Origin of the sequence: Flavobacterium sp. (assembly GCF_027482425.1) — a bacterium.
GTDB lineage: Bacteria > Bacteroidota > Bacteroidia > Flavobacteriales > Flavobacteriaceae > Flavobacterium.
Genome location: NZ_JAIXWA010000036.1, coordinates 1 through 18,840, shown reverse-complemented (window position 1 = coordinate 18,840; position 18,840 = coordinate 1). Strand labels below are relative to the sequence as shown.

Genomic DNA, 18,840 nt, shown 5'->3' with positions numbered 1-18,840 from the left:
AAGCTCAGGAGCTCAGCGGCTCAGTAACTTTTTCCCCCTTCGGGGTTAGAGGGCTAAATCGCTGCTACAATCGCTACAAAATCGGCTACTTTCAAAGCCGCTCCACCAATCAAACCCCCATCCACGTCGGGTTTGGAGAAAATTTCACGTGCATTGTCGGGTTTTACACTGCCGCCATACAAAATCGAAACGTCTTCGGCCACTTGGGGATAGCGTGAACGTAGGGTGTTGCGAATGAATTCATGCATTTCTTGTGCTTGGTCTGGGGTAGCCGTTTCTCCTGTGCCAATCGCCCAAACGGGTTCGTAAGCCAAAACAATCTGTGCCCAGTCTTTATCCTCAATATGGAACAATCCATCGCGTAACTGATTTTCAACGACGTTAAAATGCTGTCCGTTTTGACGGTCTTTCAATTCTTCTCCAAAACAAAAAATCACGGTCATGTCGTGTTTTAAGGCTGTATCTACTTTGTTGGCCAAGGCGGCATCCGTTTCGTTGAAGTAAGCACGACGCTCCGAATGCCCAAGGATCACCGTATTCACCCCAATGCTTTTTAACATTCCTGCCGAGATTTCGCCGGTAAAGGCACCGCTTTCCGCTTGGTGCATATTTTGTGCAGCTACCGTAATCGGTGTAAATTCAACATGATCGGCCGCCGAAGCTAAATTCACAAAGGTTGGCGCCACAACCACCTCTGCCTCAATATCGTCCGGAAGCGCTGCAATTAATTCATTTAAGAAATCTTCCGTTTCTTCGGCATTTTTGTGCATTTTCCAGTTGCCGGCAACAATTTTTCTTCTCATTATTCTAAAGATTTTAAAGTAGCATTCAATTTTTCAAAATCGGTTTCAATCGCCCGATAGGTCACAATATTTCCTTGCGCATCCAAAACGATATAGCGCGGAATCCAGTCCAAATCAATGGATTTTCCGAAACTTCCTTTCATGCCTTTTTCATCGTTCACCCAATATTGATCGCCCGTGAGTTGGTGCTTTTCAATCCCCGCTTTCCATTTGTCAAACCCTTTATCCATCGAGATAAATACATAATCAACTTCAGGATGTGCCGCTTGCATTTCTTTGACTTTGGGCATGGCTTTGACACAGTCGCCGCACCAAGACGCCCAGATTTCAATGACCGTAATTTTCCCACGGTGGCGTTTGAGTAAGTCTCCAAAAGATAATTCTTGGCCTTGTAAATCGGTTACTTTTTCTTGTTTTGTAGCCTCCGAAAATTGGGTGGGAGGGGTGCTTTGTGCACAAGAGACGAGGGAGAGTAAAATCACCGTAAAAGGGATTATTTTTTTCATACGTTATAACTTAGGATTGGATTTTTTTAATTCTTCATAGCTTTTTTTCAACACGGTTTGCAATTCGGCCGGTTTAAATTGTTGGCTGTCAATACCCCACCAATATTTCACTTCGTTCCCATTCCAAAGGTATTTCACCCCAGGGGTATCTTTGCCACGGCCCAATTGATTCCAAAATGGAATAATTTCGATGATTTGATAGGGATAGGTAGCGCCCGTTTCTTCAAAAAACTTCGGTATCAAATCGGCTTCTTCATTCATAAAGATAATCGATATTGGGGGCATATTTGAATTCGTTTTTCGCATTTGGGTTAATTCTTTGGCAGCCTCTCGACAATGGTCGCAACCGGGCACAAAGTAGCAGAGTATCTTTTTTCCTTGATCAATACTTGGAAACATGTTAGCATACCCTGAGCTTGCTTTTTTTGGCTCTTTAGGCGCTTCGACCACTTTTGTTTTCAAACGTAGCGTATCTTTTTTGGGGTTGGCAACTTTGGTCGCAAGCGTATCGGGTGTATTCATAACCACTGCGGTGGTGTCTTGTGGTAGTGCGGTGGGTTGACTCACCGTGATTTCAGGGGCTGGCGGTTGAATCGGTGCCATCATAAAAATACCGAGAATGGAAGCAAAAAGTACTGTAGTTAACACCCAAAAGTTAGGTGCATCCGACCCTTTCGGTAGCAATCGGTTGAGGTAAATAAGAAGTCCAACAGCGATAACGTTTTTTATAATCGCCTCCACAGGGGTCATCGGAATCAATTCCCCAAAACAACCACAATTGCCCGAGTTTCCACTGATAAAGGTTTCATAACTCAAATGGCCGATGAATACCACCAAGAGCGCTATCGTGGCTGGGATAATAAAGCGTTTTAACCAATGGTTTTGCAATAACAAAATGCCCAATGCCATCTCAATTCCGATTAAAATACGGGAAAAGAAAGGGGCCACACCGTCACTAAATCCCATCGGATACAATTGTTTTACCTCAAAAGTTGAAATTGCAAAATAGGGGGAAGGGTATAATTTGGCAATGGCCGAAACGATAAACAATACGGCGACAACAATGCGCAAGCCCCACGCGATGGTGGTAGAGTTATTTTTCATATAAATTACTTTTTTGACAAAGGTAATACCCCAAACGTATGGGGGATGTTAACGATTTGTTATTGCCCGAAGCGCATCAATATCAAGGCAAAAACCGAGTAATTGATCATGTCTTGGTAGTTGGCATCAATGCCTTCCGAAACCAATGTTTTTCCTTGATTGTCTTCGATTTGCTTGACGCGCAATAACTTTTGTAAAATCAAATCCGTCAAACTGCTTACGCGCATGTCGCGCCACGCCTCGCCGTAGTCATGGTTTTTGGCTTCCATTAAGGCTTTGGTGAGGGCCACTTTTTCGTCGTAATAGCGCGCCGCGGTAGCCGTATCCATATCGGGTTGGTCGACTACGCCCAAATCCAACTGAATCAAAGCCATCAAACAGTAGTTGATGATACCGATAAATTCTCCAGTTTCGTCTTCATCGACTTTACGCACTTCATTTTCTTGTAAACTTCGAATGCGTTGCGCTTTGATAAAGATTTGATCGGTGAGGGATGGTAATCGTAAAATACGCCAGGCACTGCCGTAATCGGTCATTTTTTTCACAAACAAATCACGGCAGATGCCGATGACCTTATCGTATTCTTGAGCTGTATTTCGCATTAACTCGTATCTTTGTTTGAAATTTTTTCAAATGTAACGAATTCGACCAAAACAACCCAAGGTACACTCTGTTTTTCACCGAAATCGTTTTCCTATTTTACCACGTATGATGCTACAATGCCGAGGCCAATTGCTTGATCTATCAACGCCCAAAGTAATGGGAATTGTCAATCTTACTCCCGATTCGTTTTACGACGGAGGAAAGTTGCAACATCCAGAACAAGTGGTAGCACAAGTGCAACAAATGCTGGCGGAAGGCGCTACGATTATCGATATTGGAGGATATTCCAGTCGCCCCAATGCTTCGTCTGTTTCTGAGGAAGAGGAACGCCAACGGGTCGTACCCATTATTGAAAACTTGATACAACATTTTCCCGATATTCTCATTTCCATAGATACCTTTCGCAGCAGTGTAGCCGAAGCTGCCGTTAATGCGGGTGCGTGCATGATTAATGATATTTCTGCCGGGCTGTTGGATGCTCAAATGCTCCCCACCGTAGCGCGATTGCAAGTGCCTTACATTATGATGCATATGCGCGGTACGCCGCAAACCATGACGACATTCACTGATTATGAGAATATCGTAAAGGAAATGCAACACTATTTTTCAGAACGCATCGCTGCCGCAAGGGCATTAAACATTAATGATGTGCTCATCGATCCAGGATTTGGTTTTGCCAAAACGTTGGAACAGAATTATACAGTATTGCAACGGTTGGAATTGTTTCAATTTCATAAAGTTCCTATACTCCTAGGCGTTTCCCGAAAATCAATGATTTATAAAGTCTTAAAATCCACCCCGCAAGAAGCGCTTAACGGCACCACCGTGTTGCATACCGTTGCCTTGCAAAAAGGAGCGCATATACTTCGGGTTCATGATGTGAAGGAGGCGGTGGAATGTATTCAACTTTTACAACAATTTCAATGAGAAAAAGTATACTCCTTTGGGGGCTTTTGGTCCTTTTAACCTCTTGCGCAAAAAAGGAAGTTCTTTTGCCTGAAGCGAATGTAACGGTGGTTGAAAAGGTCGATAATTGGTCGCCGGTGTATCTTTTTTTTGATCAAAAAGGGAAGGATACCCTAGCCGAATTAAATCGAAATAATACGATTACTTCCACGAATTACATTTTCAACATCGACAAGCGGTTACCGATGCGTTTGGTGATTCCTGAAGTTAATTTGGTTTTAAAAAAGAAAGCGGCGAGTCCGCATAAGAATGAAGTAGCCCAAAAATACTTTTCCTATTCTGATATTAAAGCACGTCGTTTGGCTTTTTTAAATGGGCAACGTATAAAATTCACAATCGGAAAATATCCTTATGGCATTGCAGTTAACGTTTCAAAAGAAGGTACAGTAAGCATCCTTAAGCAATCAGTGGCTATTGAAGATATTCCGACATTCTTAGCGCAACTTCCTTCGGATAAGCCGATTCAACCGCAGTTTCAATTTGATGGCGATATGACCTATGGCGCTTATATGAAGTTTCGAATTGCCGTACAGCAATGGAAAATGCCTGCCTTGGGAGTACATTGGTTTTCGGAGGATTATTTTAATTAGGATAATTATAATTACTGATGATGATACGGCTCTCCTTTCAAAATCGTAAAGCCACGGTACAACTGCTCAATAAAGAACAACCGCACCATTTGATGGGAAAAAGTCATGGATGAAAGAGATACTTTGCCCATGGCTTTTTGATAGACCGTTTCACTAAAACCATAGGGTCCGCCAATCACAAAAACGAGTGTTTTGAGTCCGGCATTCATCTTTTTTTGTAAATAATCAGCAAACCCCACACTCGTAAAGGTTTTTCCGTTTTCATCCAAAAGGATTAACGCTTCTCCGGGGCCGACTTTTGACAAAATTAATTCGCCTTCTTTCTCTTTTTGTTGGGCTTCGGATAAGTTTTTGGCATTTTTGATATCGGGTAAAATTTCCAACTCAAACTTAATGTAAAACGATAGCCGCTTTTGATAGTCTTCCATCAATTGCTGTAATTGCTTGTTGTCGGTTTTTCCTACGGCCAAAAGTTTGATGTTCATTCCTTGTTTTTTTCAACACAAAAATAGGGAAAATTCTAAGGGTGCCTGAAAAGTTCAAATCGAATTGTATCTTTGTGCCACACAACAACACAACCATGTACCGCATTCTTATTCGTCCGATACTCTTCCGTTTCGACCCCGAAAACGTTCACCATTTTACCTTTAAATGGATAAAAATACTCGAGACTCTTCCCGGTTTTTCCCGACTTTGCCGCGCGCTTTATCAAGTCAATGACCCCCGCCTCGAACGGGAAGTGTTTGGATTGAAGTTCAAAAATCCAGTGGGACTTGCCGCAGGTTTTGATAAAGATGCAAAGTTGTTTAATGAATTGTCCGACTTTGGGTTTGGGTTTATCGAAATTGGGACACTGACGCCAGTGGGACAAGAGGGGAATCCCAAAAAACGATTGTTTCGTTTGCGGGAAGACGAAGCCATTATCAACCGAATGGGATTCAATAACGGCGGTGTGCAGGAGGCTGTAGCACGTTTGAAGAAAAACAAAGGCGTGCTTATAGGGGGGAATATTGGGAAAAATAAAGTGACCCCCAATGAAGAGGCGGTTTCCGATTACAAAATCTGTTTTGAGACCTTATTTCCGTATGTGGATTATTTTGTGGTGAATGTGAGTTCACCCAATACGCCCAATTTACGGGAACTTCAAGATAAAAAACCGTTGACCGAACTTCTGGCGACCTTGCAAGCGGAAAATCAAAAGCGTCCGTTGCCCAAGCCGATTCTTTTAAAAATTGCACCCGATTTGACCAACGAGCAGTTGTTGGATGTTATCGAAATTGTTCAAGATACCCATATTGCTGGGGTGATTGCTACCAACACGACTTTGTCTCGTGAGGGCTTGTATTCGCCGAATAAGTCGGAGATGGGCGGACTCTCCGGAAAACCTTTAACCCAACGCGCTACTGAAGTGATTCGTTTTTTACATGAAAAAAGCAATGGTTCATTCCCAATTATTGGGGTAGGAGGAATTCATTCGGCTCAAGATGCCTTAGACAAATTGGATGCGGGAGCGAGTTTGGTACAATTGTATACAGGTTTTATTTACGAGGGACCAGCTCTGGTCAAGGCGATCAACCAAGCCTTATTAGCACGGATGCGTTAATTTCCTTTACGAAAACGTTTTCTTTACTATATTTGGCCTCGGATGGAAACAGTGAAACTTATCGAATGTCCACGGGATGCGATGCAAGGCATTAAAACGTTTATTCCCACCGAGGTCAAAGTCAATTATCTTCAAGCGCTACTTCGTGTAGGGTTTGATACCTTAGATTTTGGAAGTTTTGTATCCCCAAAAGCCATTCCGCAAATGCAAGATACGGCTGACGTTTTGGCCCGATTAGATTTAAGTCAGACGCGAAGTAAATTACTCGCTATTATCGCCAATACACAAGGCGCCATGAATGCTGCGGCCCACAAAGAAATTCAGTACCTTGGCTTTCCCTTTTCGATTTCGGAGAATTTTCAAATGCGCAATACCCACAAAACGATTGCGGAGAGTTTAGTCACGTTGCAAGAAATACTGGAAATTGCGCAAGGCTCCCATAAAGAAGTAGTAGCTTATTTATCGATGGGCTTCGGCAATCCGTATGGTGACCCATGGAATGTCGAGATCGTAGGGGAGTGGACCGAACGCTTGGCGCAAATGGGCGTGACGATTTTGTCTTTGTCGGATACCATTGGGAGTTCGACTCCCGAAGTAATTGCGTATTTGTTTGGTAATCTCATTCCAAAATACCCTAATGTAGAGTTTGGAGCGCATTTGCATACCACACCTGATAAATGGTTTGAAAAAGTAGATGCTGCTTACAAAGCGGGATGCCGTCGTTTTGATGGCGCCATTCAAGGTTTTGGCGGATGTCCCATGGCCAAAGACGATCTTACGGGTAATATGCCTACCGAGAAAATGCTTTCCTATTTCACCTCCGTCAAAGCCCACACCGGATTGAGTCCGATGAGTTTTGAAAGTGCCTATAATGTGGCTTCACGTGTGTTTGGGGAGTATCATTAGAAGTTTCAAGTTTCAAGCCTAACCTGAAACAAATAACAAATTTTAAACATTTTCCTCAAATAAAAACCCTACATTTGCATGCAATTTAACAACTACTAAATTGCAATATGAAGGCACACACTACCAAAATCGTTGGTGAGGGATTAACTTACGACGATGTTCTGCTCATCCCTGGATACTCTGAAGTGCTCCCCCGCGAAGTCAATATTCAATCCAAATTTACCCGCAATATTACGCTTAATGTTCCCGTGGTTTCGGCGGCTATGGATACTGTGACCGAGAGTGCGATGGCTATAGCGATGGCACAGGAAGGTGGAATTGGTGTTTTGCATAAAAACATGACCATCGAACAACAAGCTACTAAAGTGCGTAAAGTGAAACGCGCCGAAAGTGGGATGATTATTGATCCGGTGACTTTGCCACTTTCTGCTACGGTTGGTGATGCCAAAATGGCAATGAAAGAGTACGGTATTGGTGGGATTCCCGTGGTGGATGAAAAAGGGTTGTTGAAAGGAATTGTGACCAATCGTGATTTGCGTTTTGAAAAAGTGAATAGCCGATCTATTTTGGAGGTGATGACGTCGGAAAACTTAGTGACGGCGGCACAGGGAACCACCTTAATGGAGGCGGAAAGCATTTTACAAGAAAATAAAATTGAAAAATTACCGGTAGTCGATGCCCAAAATAGATTGATTGGCTTGATTACTTTTCGTGATATTACCAAATTGATTCAGAAACCCAATGCCAATAAAGATGCCTTAGGTCGTTTACGAGTAGCCGCAGCGATTGGCGTAACAGGCGATGCCCTGGATCGAGCAACCGCTTTGGTTAATGCAGGCGTGGATGCTATTGTGATTGATACCGCCCACGGTCATTCTAAAGGGGTTATCCGCATTTTAAAAGAAGTTAAAAGTAAATTTCCACAATTAGATGTTGTGGTTGGAAACATTGCTACGCCAGAGGCTGCCTTATTTTTGGTTGAAAATGGCGCCGATGCGGTAAAAGTGGGCATCGGACCGGGTTCCATTTGTACCACTCGCGTAGTAGCGGGCGTTGGATTTCCACAGTTTTCCGCCGTATTGGAAGTGGCTGCGGCCTTACGAGGCACGGGTGTTCCCGTGATTGCCGACGGTGGAGTGCGATACACTGGAGATATTCCCAAAGCGATTGCTGCTGGAGCCGATTGTGTAATGCTTGGTTCGTTATTGGCTGGAACGAAAGAATCTCCTGGAGAAACCATTATTTTTGAGGGCCGTAAATTCAAATCCTACCGCGGTATGGGTTCGGTAGAAGCCATGCAAGAAGGTTCGAAAGACCGCTATTTCCAAGATGTTGAAGACGATGTAAAAAAACTAGTTCCCGAAGGCATTGTGGGTCGCGTTCCCTACAAGGGAGAATTAAATGAAAGTATGCAGCAATTCATTGGCGGATTACGTGCCGGAATGGGTTATTGTGGCGCTAAAGACATCCCAACCCTACAAGAAACCGGCCGATTTGTTCGTATTACCGCAAGTGGTATAGGCGAAAGTCACCCACATAACGTGACCATTACCAAAGAGGCACCGAATTATTCGAGATAATACAGCGATGTACCATGGCGCGTCACTGTATTGTCGCGCCTTAATATCTTGTTTGAGGATAGCCTTTTTTAGACTTTGTTCGTTATTGACTATAAAAAAACGGCCCACCTCAGTAAGCCGTTTCTATATAATTCAAAATTTGTAATTCAAAATAACTATCCTATTCCCAAGTAATTACTTGGGGTAATTGCCATTAATTCCGCTTTTACGGTGTCATTTACGTGCAAGGTTTGTATAAACGCCTGAATCGATTCTTGGTTAATGGCACTGTTGGTTCGGGTTAAATCTTTTAAGGCTTCATACGGATTCGGGTACCCTTCCCGACGCAAAATTGTTTGAATGGCTTCTGCTACTACGGCCCAGTTTTTTTCTAAATCTTCGGCCAATTTGGCTTCGTTTAATAATAACTTGTTCAATCCTTTTAACGTAGCCTCAAAGGCGATAAGCGTATGGCCAAGAGGAACCCCTACGTTACGCAAAACGGTACTGTCGGTCAAGTCGCGTTGTAATCTGGAAATCGGTAATTTGGCCGCTAAATGTTCAAATAACGCATTCGCAATACCCAAGTTACCTTCAGAATTTTCAAAGTCAATCGGATTTACTTTATGTGGCATGGCTGAAGAACCGATTTCCCCCGCTTTGATTTTTTGCTTAAAATAATCCATCGAGACATAGGTCCATATATCGCGATCCAGATCAATCAATATTGTATTGATACGTTTTAACGCATCAAAAAACGCGGCAAAATGGTCGTAATGCTCGATTTGTGTGGTGGGAAAAGAATGGTGTAAACCTAAAACACCCTCAACGAAATTGGTTCCAAAATTTTTCCAATCTGTGTTCGGATAGGCAACTCGATGCGCATTATAATTTCCAGTAGCTCCCCCAAATTTAGCGGCAAAAGGAACATTAAACAGCAATCGCATTTGTTCTTCTAAACGCTCCACAAACACCAAAATCTCTTTCCCTAAACGGGTAGGAGAAGCGGGTTGCCCATGGGTACGCGCCAACATTGGTACATCGTGCCATTCCATCGACAACTGTTTGAGTTTGGCAATTACCGCAATTAAAGAAGGCAAATACACTTTTTCAAAAGCGTCTTTCGTCGATAATGGAATCGCGGTATTATTGATGTCTTGCGAGGTCAGTCCAAAGTGAATGAATTCTTTGAAGGGTTCTAAACCTAAGGCATCAAATTTATGTTTGATAAAATATTCAACCGCTTTGACATCATGGTTGGTTGTTTTTTCGGTTTCCTTAATCCACAAGGCGTCTTCTGTGGTGAATTCGTTATACAATTCGCGTAGACTTGGAAATACCGATGGATTGACGTCTTTCAATTGAGGGATACCCGCTTCGCACAACGCAATAAAATATTCGATTTCAACGAGAACACGGTATTTGATTAAGGCTTCTTCCGAAAAATACGCGGCAAGCGGTTGGGTAACTTTACGATAACGTCCGTCAATGGGCGATATGGCGTTCAGTGTAGTAAGTGACATAGGTAGTGTTGTTAAGGCGCAAAATTACGGATTTGATTTCGGAAACGCCAAGCTATTACAGTACTTTTTTTAACTTTTCCCAAAGCATCGGAACGCCCACGGTAGCCGATTCGGGTATGATTTTCAATGGATTGGCAATGTCAAATAAAGTGGCGGGTTTGGGGTCAATGTAAAATAAAGGTACCCCAGGACGTGCGTAGTGGATGAGTCCCGCCGCAGGATAGACTTGCAATGAAGTTCCTATCACAGCTAACGCATCTGCTTCATGCACTAATTGTACCGCTTGTTCAAGTGCGGGAACCTCTTCGCCAAACCACACGATATGTGGACGCAGTTGGGCTCCCTTCGGGTCACAATCGCCCCAATGTAAATCACCAGGCCATTCAATAATGTAATTGGGATTTTTGGTGGATCGCACTTTCAAAAGTTCACCGTGCAAGTGTAAAACACTTGAACTGCCTGCTCTTTCGTGCAAATCATCCACGTTTTGCGTAACGATGTGTGTGCGAAATTCTTGTTCCATCACTGCCAATGTTGTATGTCCTTCATTGGGTTGTACAGTATGCAATTGCCGCCGTCGTTGGTTGTAAAATTCTAGTACCAACTCGGGATTGTGTCTAAATCCTTCAGGAGTGGCCACTTTCATGACATCATGACCTTCCCAAAGTCCGTTGGCATCGCGAAACGTTGCTATACCGCTTTCTGCTGAGATACCGGCACCTGTCAAAATGGTAAGCGTTTTCAACTGTAAGTTATGAATTATGAGTTATAAATTATAAGTCTTTCTATCGGTAGGTTGTAAGCTGCTATTTAGCGTTAGCTTCATTGACGGGTTAACGCAAAGTAGGAAGTTAATTGTAAAGAAGCAAGTACAATCAAAAATCTATTTCATTACAATGTTTCCGCTTTGCGAAGATTGCTTCATTTTAATTCAATTTCCTTATTGTATTTTAGCAAAAAAATACGCATGGTCGATTTGAATTTGTTAACCTATCTCGAGGGTTTTTTAACCGATGAACGCAAAGAAAAGTTTCAAAAGATATTGGCTTCACGCACCAACCACATTACTGTTGCGATGGAGGACGTATATCAGTTGCATAATACCAGTGCTGTAATGCGCAGTTGTGAGGTGTTTGGTGTGCAACAGTTGCATGTCATCGAGCAAAAATTCGGGAAGCGAATCGATCGGGAAATTGCCATGGGAGCCCAAAAATGGGTGGATGTGCAGCGGTATAATTCCATTACTTCCTGTTTAGAAAAGTTGCGTTCACAAGGGTATCAAATAATTGCCACGACACCCCACAACGATTCGTGCTTGTTGCATGAGTTTGATATAACCCAACGATCAGCCTTGTTTTTTGGTACGGAAAAGGAGGGATTATCCCCCGAAATTCTGGCACAAGCCGATGGATTTTTGAAAATTCCAATGGTAGGATTTACCGAAAGTTTAAATATATCCGTTTCCGCTGCTATTGTCATTCAAGACCTTACATCGCGGTTGCGGCAATCGAACATACATTGGCAATTAACTCCTGAAGAACGGTTGCATTATCGGATGCAATGGACCCAAAACTCCATTAAAGATGTTGCACGGATTATGGAACGCTATGCGCAGTCTCCTTCTTTTGAACCTTCACAAAATTCGTTAGAGCAAATGTAAGGAAATGTGTCTGAAGTTGGGCTGACGTAAGCTTTGGACTCTCAACAATCATCAGTGTAGTTACTCCCTGATCCGTAGTAGATACACCATATCCATTAAACGATGTACCCTCCTGCTGAAATTGGTAAAACAATTGGTCGGTACGCTCAGAAGAAGCCTCTTTTTTATGGAGTTTAAAGGCATCACGATGTTGTTTTAGCCAACTATTTCCTTTTTCTTCACCTTCGTATTCAATGACGTAGGTAACCGTGTTGTCGGTCGACTTGAAGCCGAAGCGAATGGGCATTGGCGGATGGGTAAGGAACATTGTTTCTTTGCTCAAACGAAGACTTGTGTTGATGTCAAAGGGAAATAAACTGTCTTTCGCCAAGCGTTGGATGCCGCGTTGCAACAACACGATATCCTCGGTTTCGCGCAATTCCTGATAGGGAGTATACAAGGCGTTAGGAGCTTGAGCATATTGGGTTTCGCGAATCCGTTGCAGGTTTTCTTGCTGCATTTGAATGGCATTATTTACCGATTGATTAACAGGGGAAATAGCCGGAGCTTGTTGGGTTCGATTACAAAAAAGGATGATACGAACTAATGCAAAAATCAACAATCCGAAGGTGAGGATTTTACGCCAAGGGTTATTACTTTCCATGCTTAAAATTCTGAAGCATTAAAACTCATGGATTGAATCGATTTTCCTTCGGGGGTGATTAATTTGTAGGTTACTTTCGTAATTCCAATGCCCCGCATACGTCGCAATGTATTTTGTGTGGATGGGTCTGATTTTAGTGATTCTTTCAGTAAGGGTTCAGCATTTGGAGATTTAAGAATTTCTTGCATGTCGGCAGGCATTTCCAAGGTATAGGTGAGCTCGTTGCTCGATGTGCGTTCAATTTTCATCAACCGACTTCCATCTTCATATTTCAGGGGCAAACTGGCATTTAAAGCGCTGATGGCTGTTTCTTCTGGCGATTGTCCATCATTAATGGGACTACCTTGTTTGGTTTTGTCCAAAAAAGGTTTGTCTACTAGGGCATCAGTAATTATTCGCCCGTTGGTGTCAATGACTCGCACTTTAAATTTTACGCCTTCGTTGATTAGGTCCATCATCGATTCTTCGCGTTGAAACATGGCGGGTAGTGCCGAAATCATTAATTGAGCCGATTGTGAGGCGGTAGGGTCATTAATGTCTAGAGGGGAAGCCAAGTTCAATTCAATTACATCCAATCCTTCTACTTTAGCCTGAGTACCCGAGGTTCCGCTGTAGGACATCATGGCTGTTTGATTGAAACCATTGACAAATTCGTGCATTTTTTGAGTACGTGATTTACAAGAAACGGAGAGGATTGCTATCGTGAAGATTGCAAAAAGAGCGAGTTTACGCATAAGTCTTAAATTTTAAGAGCCCAAGGTACTGTAATTTACGGAGAAAAAAGCAAAAATGGAATTATTTGGACTTGCTCAATACTTTATACTGTTCATAGCATTGGCTAATGGCTTCCATGATTTGAAGGTCGTTGGCGGTTTCGATAAAAGCTTCCGAGTAGCTACAGCGGCTGAGAATTTCGGCAATATCTTTTTTGTCTATTCCCAAAAGAATGGCAATAGTTTCCCGGTCATATTTAGTTTCTAATAGGTTTTTAACCGTATCATCCTTTTTCATTTCCCGCAGCTTACGGAGTTCTTTTGGTTTTTTTCCAAAGAAATTGTACAGCATATCCGCTGGATTGAAAACCGAGTTGACGACACGAGTGAATGCATTGGGTGAAGATTCTCCAGCCTCATACGCTTGCGGTAAGCCTGAGATGCTGTAGCGATAATTTTCGGCAATAGGAATCAATTTTGTGTCGACTTCAAGATACCCAGTAAGTTTGTATTTTCGGATGACAACTTCTTCAAGGGCAATCGCTTTTTCGGTCAGTTCCAATCGGGCTGTTCCTGTTTTTATCCAGTCGTTGGTGACACGAACCCGTAGGGATTGAAATCCAATCATGGTGATGTGAAGCGTATCGTTGACCGAAGCATTGATTTCAAATTCACCTTTGGTATTGGTTTGCGTTCCTTTAACTTTATTAATGTTGATGATATTCACATTAGCAACTGGTAGGGTAGAGGCGCTATTTACAATAGTTCCTTTCACCAAGCGATCGGTAGGGGTGGTTTGGGCAGAGACACCAAGAAAAAAACAAAAGAAAAGTAAAAAATAGCGGTATTGCATGGTCACCAAATTCAGTGTTAAAATTAGCAATTTTAACAGGAATTCCAATTTCGTATCGAAAGATTATCAGAAAATTAACAGCTTATCGTCAAATTGGAACCTTTTCTTTTTGGGTAAAATAGGGTGCATAAAATCATCCAACCTCTTGCCTTACAAATACATGACAGTTGAATACAATGTCGTCTAGACGTTAATAATTGTTTAGCTGCTTAACCATAAATAAAAAACCCTCCGAAGAGGGCTTGTATCTAACTTTTACGGCGGCGTTTGGCAGCTTCAAAGGCTTTGTTGGCGGGCTGTCGGTCGCGACTGGCATCACTGCGGCGTCCCAAAGGGCGAGCTTCACCAACACGGCGATCACCACGGGATTCAAAGCGTCCTTCGCTTCGACGTTCACTGCGGCGTTCTGAATGGTCCGCAAAACGATCACGACGTTCGCGTTTTCCACCGAAATCACCACGGCCACTTTTACGTCCTCCGTTGTCATTTTTAGAAATTTCAACGTTGATTTTTCGGCCTTCCAATTGGAAATTGCTGAAAATATCCATTACGCGTTCGGCGTGTTCCCCATCGGTATTGAAGAAAGAGAACCCTTCTTTAACATCGACTTTAAACACATCATCACGACCTAAATCTAAGGCTTCGCGCAAGAAATCTTTCAATTTCATCCAATCAAAATCATCGCGTGTACCGATGTTGATAAAATAACGAACGGCATCGCCTGCTTTGATCGAACCTCCTGAAGCGCGTTCACTGCTGCGTTCGCTGGAAAGGTCTTTTTTCTTTTTGTAATAATTCAAGAAACGATTAAACTCTACCGACACCATTTTGCGAATCAAATCCTCCTTGCTTAGGTTTTCAAAAACCTGGTAAATAGCAGGAAGGTAATTATCGATTTCACGGTCGATTTCGGTATCGTGAATTTTATTGGCTAAATGCAACAATTGGATTTCACAGATTTCAATCCCACTTGGAATCGTTTTTTCTTCAAACTTTTGTTTGATGATTTTTTCGATAGTATGGATTTTACGTACTTCTGATTTGGTAATAATTACAATGGAAGTTCCCAATTTTCCAGCACGTCCCGTACGACCCGAACGGTGGTTGTAAGTTTCAATTTCATCGGGTAATTGATAATTGATCACGTGGGTAACGTTGTCTACATCAATCCCACGAGCCGCCACATCGGTGGCAACCAACATCTGAATTTGTCGTCCTCGGAACGATTTCATCACCGAGTCCCGCTGCGCTTGTGATAGGTCGCCGTGTAAGGCTGCGGCATTGTAGCCATCTTCAATAAGTTTTTCGGCTACTGCTTGTGTATCGCGTTTGGTACGACAAAAGATAACCGAGAAAATATCGGGATTGGCGTCGGCCAAACGTTTCAACGCTTCGTATCGATCGCGGGCATTGACGACATAAAATTCATGGGATACAGTCGCAGTTCCAGAGTTTTTTGCCCCTACCGTAATTTCAACTGGGTCGGCCATAAACTTTTTCGCAATGCGCGCTACTTCTGCGGGCATGGTGGCTGAAAACAACCAGGTAGACTTGTCATCGGGGGTATCGGAAAGGATAGAGCAGATATCGTCGTAGAATCCCATATTCAACATTTCATCAGCCTCATCCAAAATGCAGTAAGCGATATTTTTAATGTTGACAAAACCACGGTTAATCATGTCTTGCATACGTCCAGGAGTGGCTACAATCACTTGAGCGCCACGTTTTACTTCACGGGCTTGTTCAGTAATGCTTGCGCCCCCATATACGGCCACGACATGAAGTCCTTTAATGTATTTGGAGTACTGTTTGAGTTCGTTCGTAATTTGGAGACAAAGTTCGCGGGTGGGCGATAAAATCAAGGCTTGTGTGCTGCGGTCCTCGACATCTATTTTTTGTAGTAACGGAAAGCCAAAGGCTGCTGTTTTTCCGGTTCCGGTTTGGGCCAAAGCCACAAGGTCAGTTTCCTGTTCCAAAAGCACAGGAATCGCTTTTTCTTGAACCTCCGACGGAGTTTCAAATCCCATATCGCCAATCGCTTGAAGAAGCGCGGCGTTCAGGCCTAATTGTTCAAATTTATTCATAGATCGTATTAATTCGGGGGCAAAGGTAGACTTAATAATTGGATATAGCTAATTATTAAGTGATTAGTGGCCAGTAATTCGGAATTAGTTGGCTTGAAATTCAGTAAATTACACTATATCATACTGCGATTAATGCAGTTATTTTGGAAGAAAAATGACGATAGCGAGTATAAAATGGGGTTTACCTACCCAAGATATATTTTTTCCTTTATTTATTCGTTAAAAATGCAATTAACTGCGTCACCGCTTTTCCACGGTGACTAAGACGTGCTTTTTCATTTTGATTCATCTCGGCAAAGGTAAGTGTAAAGCCTTCAGGGACAAAAATCGGGTCGTAACCAAATCCTTGGATGCCTCTTTTTTCTTTGATAATTTCACCTTGAACAACACCGGTAAATTGATGTGATTTTCCGTAAATGTTTAAAGCAATTACGGTTTTAAATTGGGCTTTTCGATTGACTTTGTCCTCCAATTCCATCAAGAGTTTTTGCATATTGTCTTCTGCGTTTTTTTGAACACCAGCATAACGTGCAGAATAAACTCCGGGCGCTCCATTTAAGGCGTCTACTTCCAAACCTGTATCGTCGGCAAAACAGGGGAGGCCGAACTGTTGCGTCACATAATCGGCTTTCAATTGTGCATTGCCCTCTAGGGTTAGGGCCGTTTCGGGAATATCTTCAGTGCATCCAATATCTTGTAAACCTACCAATTCAATCGTAGGGGGAAGCATGGCTTGAATTTCAGCAATTTTATGGGCATTATTGGAAGCAAAAACGAGTTTCATCTTTTTTTGTTTCAAAGCTATACAAAAGCAGCCAATAACAACCATTTTTTCCTCAGTGTACTCTTTTCATCTCCAAAATTATGCTATCGAATGTTATTTTGAAGAAATTGATAGGATGGTAAAACCGAATGGTCTTAGTTCAGTTTTGCCTTTCCTTCCTCAATTAACGTTCGCAATCTATATGCCTAAATGGGGCACTGACCTATTTTTAGCTTCAAGCCTACAATTTAATTTTAATGTATTTGCAAATGCCTATTATGGATGGGTATGAATCGACTACTGCTATGCAAAAAGGACAATCGGGGATAAATGCTTCTGATATTCATATTCGGTAACGACCAATGTGATGGAAGCCACCAAACTTTGCGTATGTGAATTGATCATGAACCACTAAATGACCTCGTCCTTAGATAAAGGGTAATTATTGGAAGCTATTGTGACGTATTGGCAAGATTTATAAACGATACGTTGTTGATAGAATCGTGTTAAAGCGCTATGATTAGAAACCTATTATCGTTATTTTTGCAGCGATTATAACCTGTTTTGAATCATGGTAAAAGATTTATTTGAACGAATTCAACAAAATAAAGGGCCTTTAGGGCGATGGGCTTCTCAAGCAGAGGGGTATTATGTTTTTCCAAAGTTGGAAGGTGAATTAGGACCTCGAATGCAGTTTCAAGGAAAAGAAATTCTAAACTGGAGTATTAATGATTACTTAGGTTTAGCCAATCATCCTGAAATACGCAAAGTAGATACTGAGGCAGCACAACTATACGGTGCAGCTTATCCTATGGGAGCACGAATGATGAGTGGTCATACAACACTTCATGAGCAATTGCAAAACGAATTGGCAGCTTTTGTACAAAAAGAAGCAGCCTATTTATTGAATTTTGGCTACCAAGGAATGGTGTCGATTATTGATGCTTTGGTGACCAAAAACGACGTGATTGTATATGATGTCGATTCGCACGGTTGTATCATTGACGGAGTACGTTTGCACATGGGGAAACGTTTTACCTACAAGCACAATGACGTGGAGAGTTTGGAAAAAAACTTACAACGTGCTACCAAAATGGCCGAAGAGAATGGAGGGGGAATTCTCGTCATCACTGAGGGTGTTTTTGGAATGCGTGGACAACAAGGAAAAATCAAAGAGATTGTTGACTTAAAGTCCAAATACAACTTCCGTTTGTTAGTAGACGACGCCCACGGATTTGGTACGTTAGGAAAAACAGGAGCGGGTGCAGGTGAAGAGCAAGGATGTCAAGACGGAATTGATGTCTATTTTTCCACATTTGCCAAATCGATGGCAAGTATTGGTGCCTTTGTAGCCGCCGATCAAGACGTTATTGATTATTTAAAATACAACCTTCGTTCGCAAATGTTTGCTAAGTCGTTGCCCATGATTATGACCGTTGGGGCATTGAAACGTTTGGAAATGTTGCGAACTATGCCTGAGTTGAAAGATAAGCTATGGGAAAATGTAAATTATTTGCAAAATGGATTGACGAGCCGAGGTTTTAATATTGGGGATACCAACACCTGTGTAACCCCCGTATATTTGGAAGGTTCTATTCCTGAGGCGATGGTGATGGTGAATGATTTGCGTGAAAATTATAATATTTTCCTTTCTATTGTAGTGTATCCAGTGATTCCAAAAGGGATTATTCTATTGCGCATGATTCCTACAGCTTCCCACACTAAACAAGATATTGATGAAACACTAGCTGCTTTTGAAGCGATTCGCGAAAAATTAGAAAACGGTACCTACAAACAAATTGCTGAAGCCACTACTGTGGATGTATCGTAAACGACAGTAGCTAAATTTTACTATTTTACATAAAGTCCATCCTTCGGGGTGGATTTTTTTGTTCTAAACTTTATTTCCCAGTTATTTTTTGTCATTTAATAATATACGAAAATACTTACAAAATAAAACA

General features: G+C 42.2%; 19 protein-coding genes. 7 read left to right on the top strand and 12 right to left on the bottom strand.

Going from position 1 to position 18,840, the window contains the following annotated elements; genetic code table 11:
* Nucleotides 1-53 precede the first annotated feature (53 nt).
* The 4 genes from tpiA to Q0037_RS04430 are packed head-to-tail and all read right to left on the bottom strand — an operon-like array spanning nucleotide 54 to nucleotide 3,015.
* Nucleotides 54-803 carry a triose-phosphate isomerase gene (gene tpiA, locus Q0037_RS04445; RefSeq protein WP_297516033.1) on the bottom strand — a complete coding sequence of 250 codons (750 nt, stop codon included), beginning with the start codon at nucleotides 801-803 and terminating at the stop codon, nucleotides 54-56.
* Complete coding sequence (locus tag Q0037_RS04440; protein ID WP_297516030.1) at nucleotides 803-1,309, bottom strand: TlpA disulfide reductase family protein; 507 nt, start codon at nucleotides 1,307-1,309, stop codon at nucleotides 803-805. The genes tpiA and Q0037_RS04440 overlap by 1 nt, the downstream gene beginning before the upstream one ends.
* 3 nt (nucleotides 1,310-1,312) lie before the next feature.
* The gene (locus Q0037_RS04435; RefSeq protein ID WP_297516027.1) at nucleotides 1,313-2,413 is read right to left on the bottom strand and encodes a MauE/DoxX family redox-associated membrane protein; all 1,101 of its coding nucleotides are present in this window, start codon (nucleotides 2,411-2,413) and stop codon (nucleotides 1,313-1,315) included.
* A gap of 59 nt (nucleotides 2,414-2,472) precedes the next feature.
* The gene (locus Q0037_RS04430) at nucleotides 2,473-3,015 is read right to left on the bottom strand and encodes a DUF1599 domain-containing protein (protein ID WP_297516024.1); all 543 of its coding nucleotides are present in this window, start codon (nucleotides 3,013-3,015) and stop codon (nucleotides 2,473-2,475) included.
* 106 nt (nucleotides 3,016-3,121) lie between these two features.
* On the opposite strand from Q0037_RS04430, the gene folP reads away from it, so the two are divergent.
* Nucleotides 3,122-3,943, top strand: coding sequence for a dihydropteroate synthase (folP, locus tag Q0037_RS04425; protein ID WP_297516021.1), 822 nt, complete (start codon nucleotides 3,122-3,124; stop codon nucleotides 3,941-3,943).
* On the top strand, nucleotides 3,940-4,572 hold the full coding sequence (locus Q0037_RS04420) for a hypothetical protein (RefSeq protein ID WP_297516018.1): 633 nt from the start codon (nucleotides 3,940-3,942) through the stop codon (nucleotides 4,570-4,572). The genes folP and Q0037_RS04420 overlap by 4 nt, the downstream gene beginning before the upstream one ends.
* Before the next feature lie 11 nt (nucleotides 4,573-4,583).
* Here the strand turns inward: Q0037_RS04420 and rlmH are convergent, their stop codons facing one another.
* The gene (rlmH, locus tag Q0037_RS04415; protein WP_297516015.1) at nucleotides 4,584-5,057 is read right to left on the bottom strand and encodes a 23S rRNA (pseudouridine(1915)-N(3))-methyltransferase RlmH; all 474 of its coding nucleotides are present in this window, start codon (nucleotides 5,055-5,057) and stop codon (nucleotides 4,584-4,586) included.
* A gap of 95 nt (nucleotides 5,058-5,152) precedes the next feature.
* On the opposite strand from rlmH, the gene Q0037_RS04410 reads away from it, so the two are divergent.
* The 3 genes from Q0037_RS04410 to guaB all read left to right on the top strand — a co-directional run bounded on the left by Q0037_RS04410 (nucleotide 5,153) and on the right by guaB (nucleotide 8,661).
* Nucleotides 5,153-6,175: a quinone-dependent dihydroorotate dehydrogenase gene (locus Q0037_RS04410; RefSeq protein ID WP_297516012.1), complete on the top strand. Its 1,023-nt coding sequence runs from the start codon at nucleotides 5,153-5,155 to the stop codon at nucleotides 6,173-6,175.
* 42 nt (nucleotides 6,176-6,217) lie between these two features.
* Nucleotides 6,218-7,081 (top strand): hydroxymethylglutaryl-CoA lyase, encoded by an 864-nt coding sequence (locus Q0037_RS04405; RefSeq protein WP_297516010.1) that lies wholly within the window; start codon nucleotides 6,218-6,220, stop codon nucleotides 7,079-7,081.
* 107 nt (nucleotides 7,082-7,188) lie between these two features.
* The gene (guaB, locus tag Q0037_RS04400; RefSeq protein ID WP_297516007.1) at nucleotides 7,189-8,661 is read left to right on the top strand and encodes an IMP dehydrogenase; all 1,473 of its coding nucleotides are present in this window, start codon (nucleotides 7,189-7,191) and stop codon (nucleotides 8,659-8,661) included.
* Nucleotides 8,662-8,816: 155 nt separating this feature from the next.
* Here the strand turns inward: guaB and purB are convergent, their stop codons facing one another.
* Both purB and Q0037_RS04390 read right to left on the bottom strand, forming a co-directional pair.
* Entirely contained in the window at nucleotides 8,817-10,163 is a 1,347-nt protein-coding gene (purB, locus tag Q0037_RS04395; RefSeq protein ID WP_297516004.1) for an adenylosuccinate lyase, read from the bottom strand.
* A 55-nt stretch (nucleotides 10,164-10,218) separates the two neighbouring features.
* Complete coding sequence (locus tag Q0037_RS04390; protein ID WP_297516002.1) at nucleotides 10,219-10,908, bottom strand: NAD-dependent deacylase; 690 nt, start codon at nucleotides 10,906-10,908, stop codon at nucleotides 10,219-10,221.
* Nucleotides 10,909-11,130: 222 nt separating this feature from the next.
* Between Q0037_RS04390 and Q0037_RS04385 the strand changes: the two genes are divergently transcribed.
* Entirely contained in the window at nucleotides 11,131-11,823 is a 693-nt protein-coding gene (locus Q0037_RS04385; RefSeq protein WP_297515999.1) for an RNA methyltransferase, read from the top strand.
* Here the strand turns inward: Q0037_RS04385 and Q0037_RS04380 are convergent.
* The 5 genes from Q0037_RS04380 to Q0037_RS04360 form a co-directional block, all read right to left on the bottom strand.
* On the bottom strand, nucleotides 11,759-12,466 hold the full coding sequence (locus Q0037_RS04380) for a hypothetical protein (protein WP_297515996.1): 708 nt from the start codon (nucleotides 12,464-12,466) through the stop codon (nucleotides 11,759-11,761). The two genes, Q0037_RS04385 and Q0037_RS04380, sit on opposite strands and share 65 nt — an antisense overlap.
* Before the next feature lie 2 nt (nucleotides 12,467-12,468).
* Nucleotides 12,469-13,200, bottom strand: a complete 732-nt coding sequence (locus Q0037_RS04375) for a hypothetical protein (RefSeq protein ID WP_297515993.1) — start codon at nucleotides 13,198-13,200, stop codon at nucleotides 12,469-12,471.
* Between the two features lie 61 nt (nucleotides 13,201-13,261).
* Nucleotides 13,262-14,032: a carboxypeptidase-like regulatory domain-containing protein gene (locus Q0037_RS04370; protein ID WP_297515990.1), complete on the bottom strand. Its 771-nt coding sequence runs from the start codon at nucleotides 14,030-14,032 to the stop codon at nucleotides 13,262-13,264.
* 248 nt (nucleotides 14,033-14,280) lie between these two features.
* Complete coding sequence (locus Q0037_RS04365) at nucleotides 14,281-16,116, bottom strand: DEAD/DEAH box helicase (protein ID WP_297515985.1); 1,836 nt, start codon at nucleotides 16,114-16,116, stop codon at nucleotides 14,281-14,283.
* Nucleotides 16,117-16,324: 208 nt separating this feature from the next.
* Complete coding sequence (locus Q0037_RS04360) at nucleotides 16,325-16,900, bottom strand: non-canonical purine NTP diphosphatase (RefSeq protein ID WP_297515982.1); 576 nt, start codon at nucleotides 16,898-16,900, stop codon at nucleotides 16,325-16,327.
* Nucleotides 16,901-17,450: 550 nt separating this feature from the next.
* Here Q0037_RS04360 and Q0037_RS04355 point away from each other — a divergent pair.
* On the top strand, nucleotides 17,451-18,710 hold the full coding sequence (locus Q0037_RS04355) for an aminotransferase class I/II-fold pyridoxal phosphate-dependent enzyme (protein ID WP_297515980.1): 1,260 nt from the start codon (nucleotides 17,451-17,453) through the stop codon (nucleotides 18,708-18,710).
* Nucleotides 18,711-18,840 lie beyond the last annotated feature (130 nt).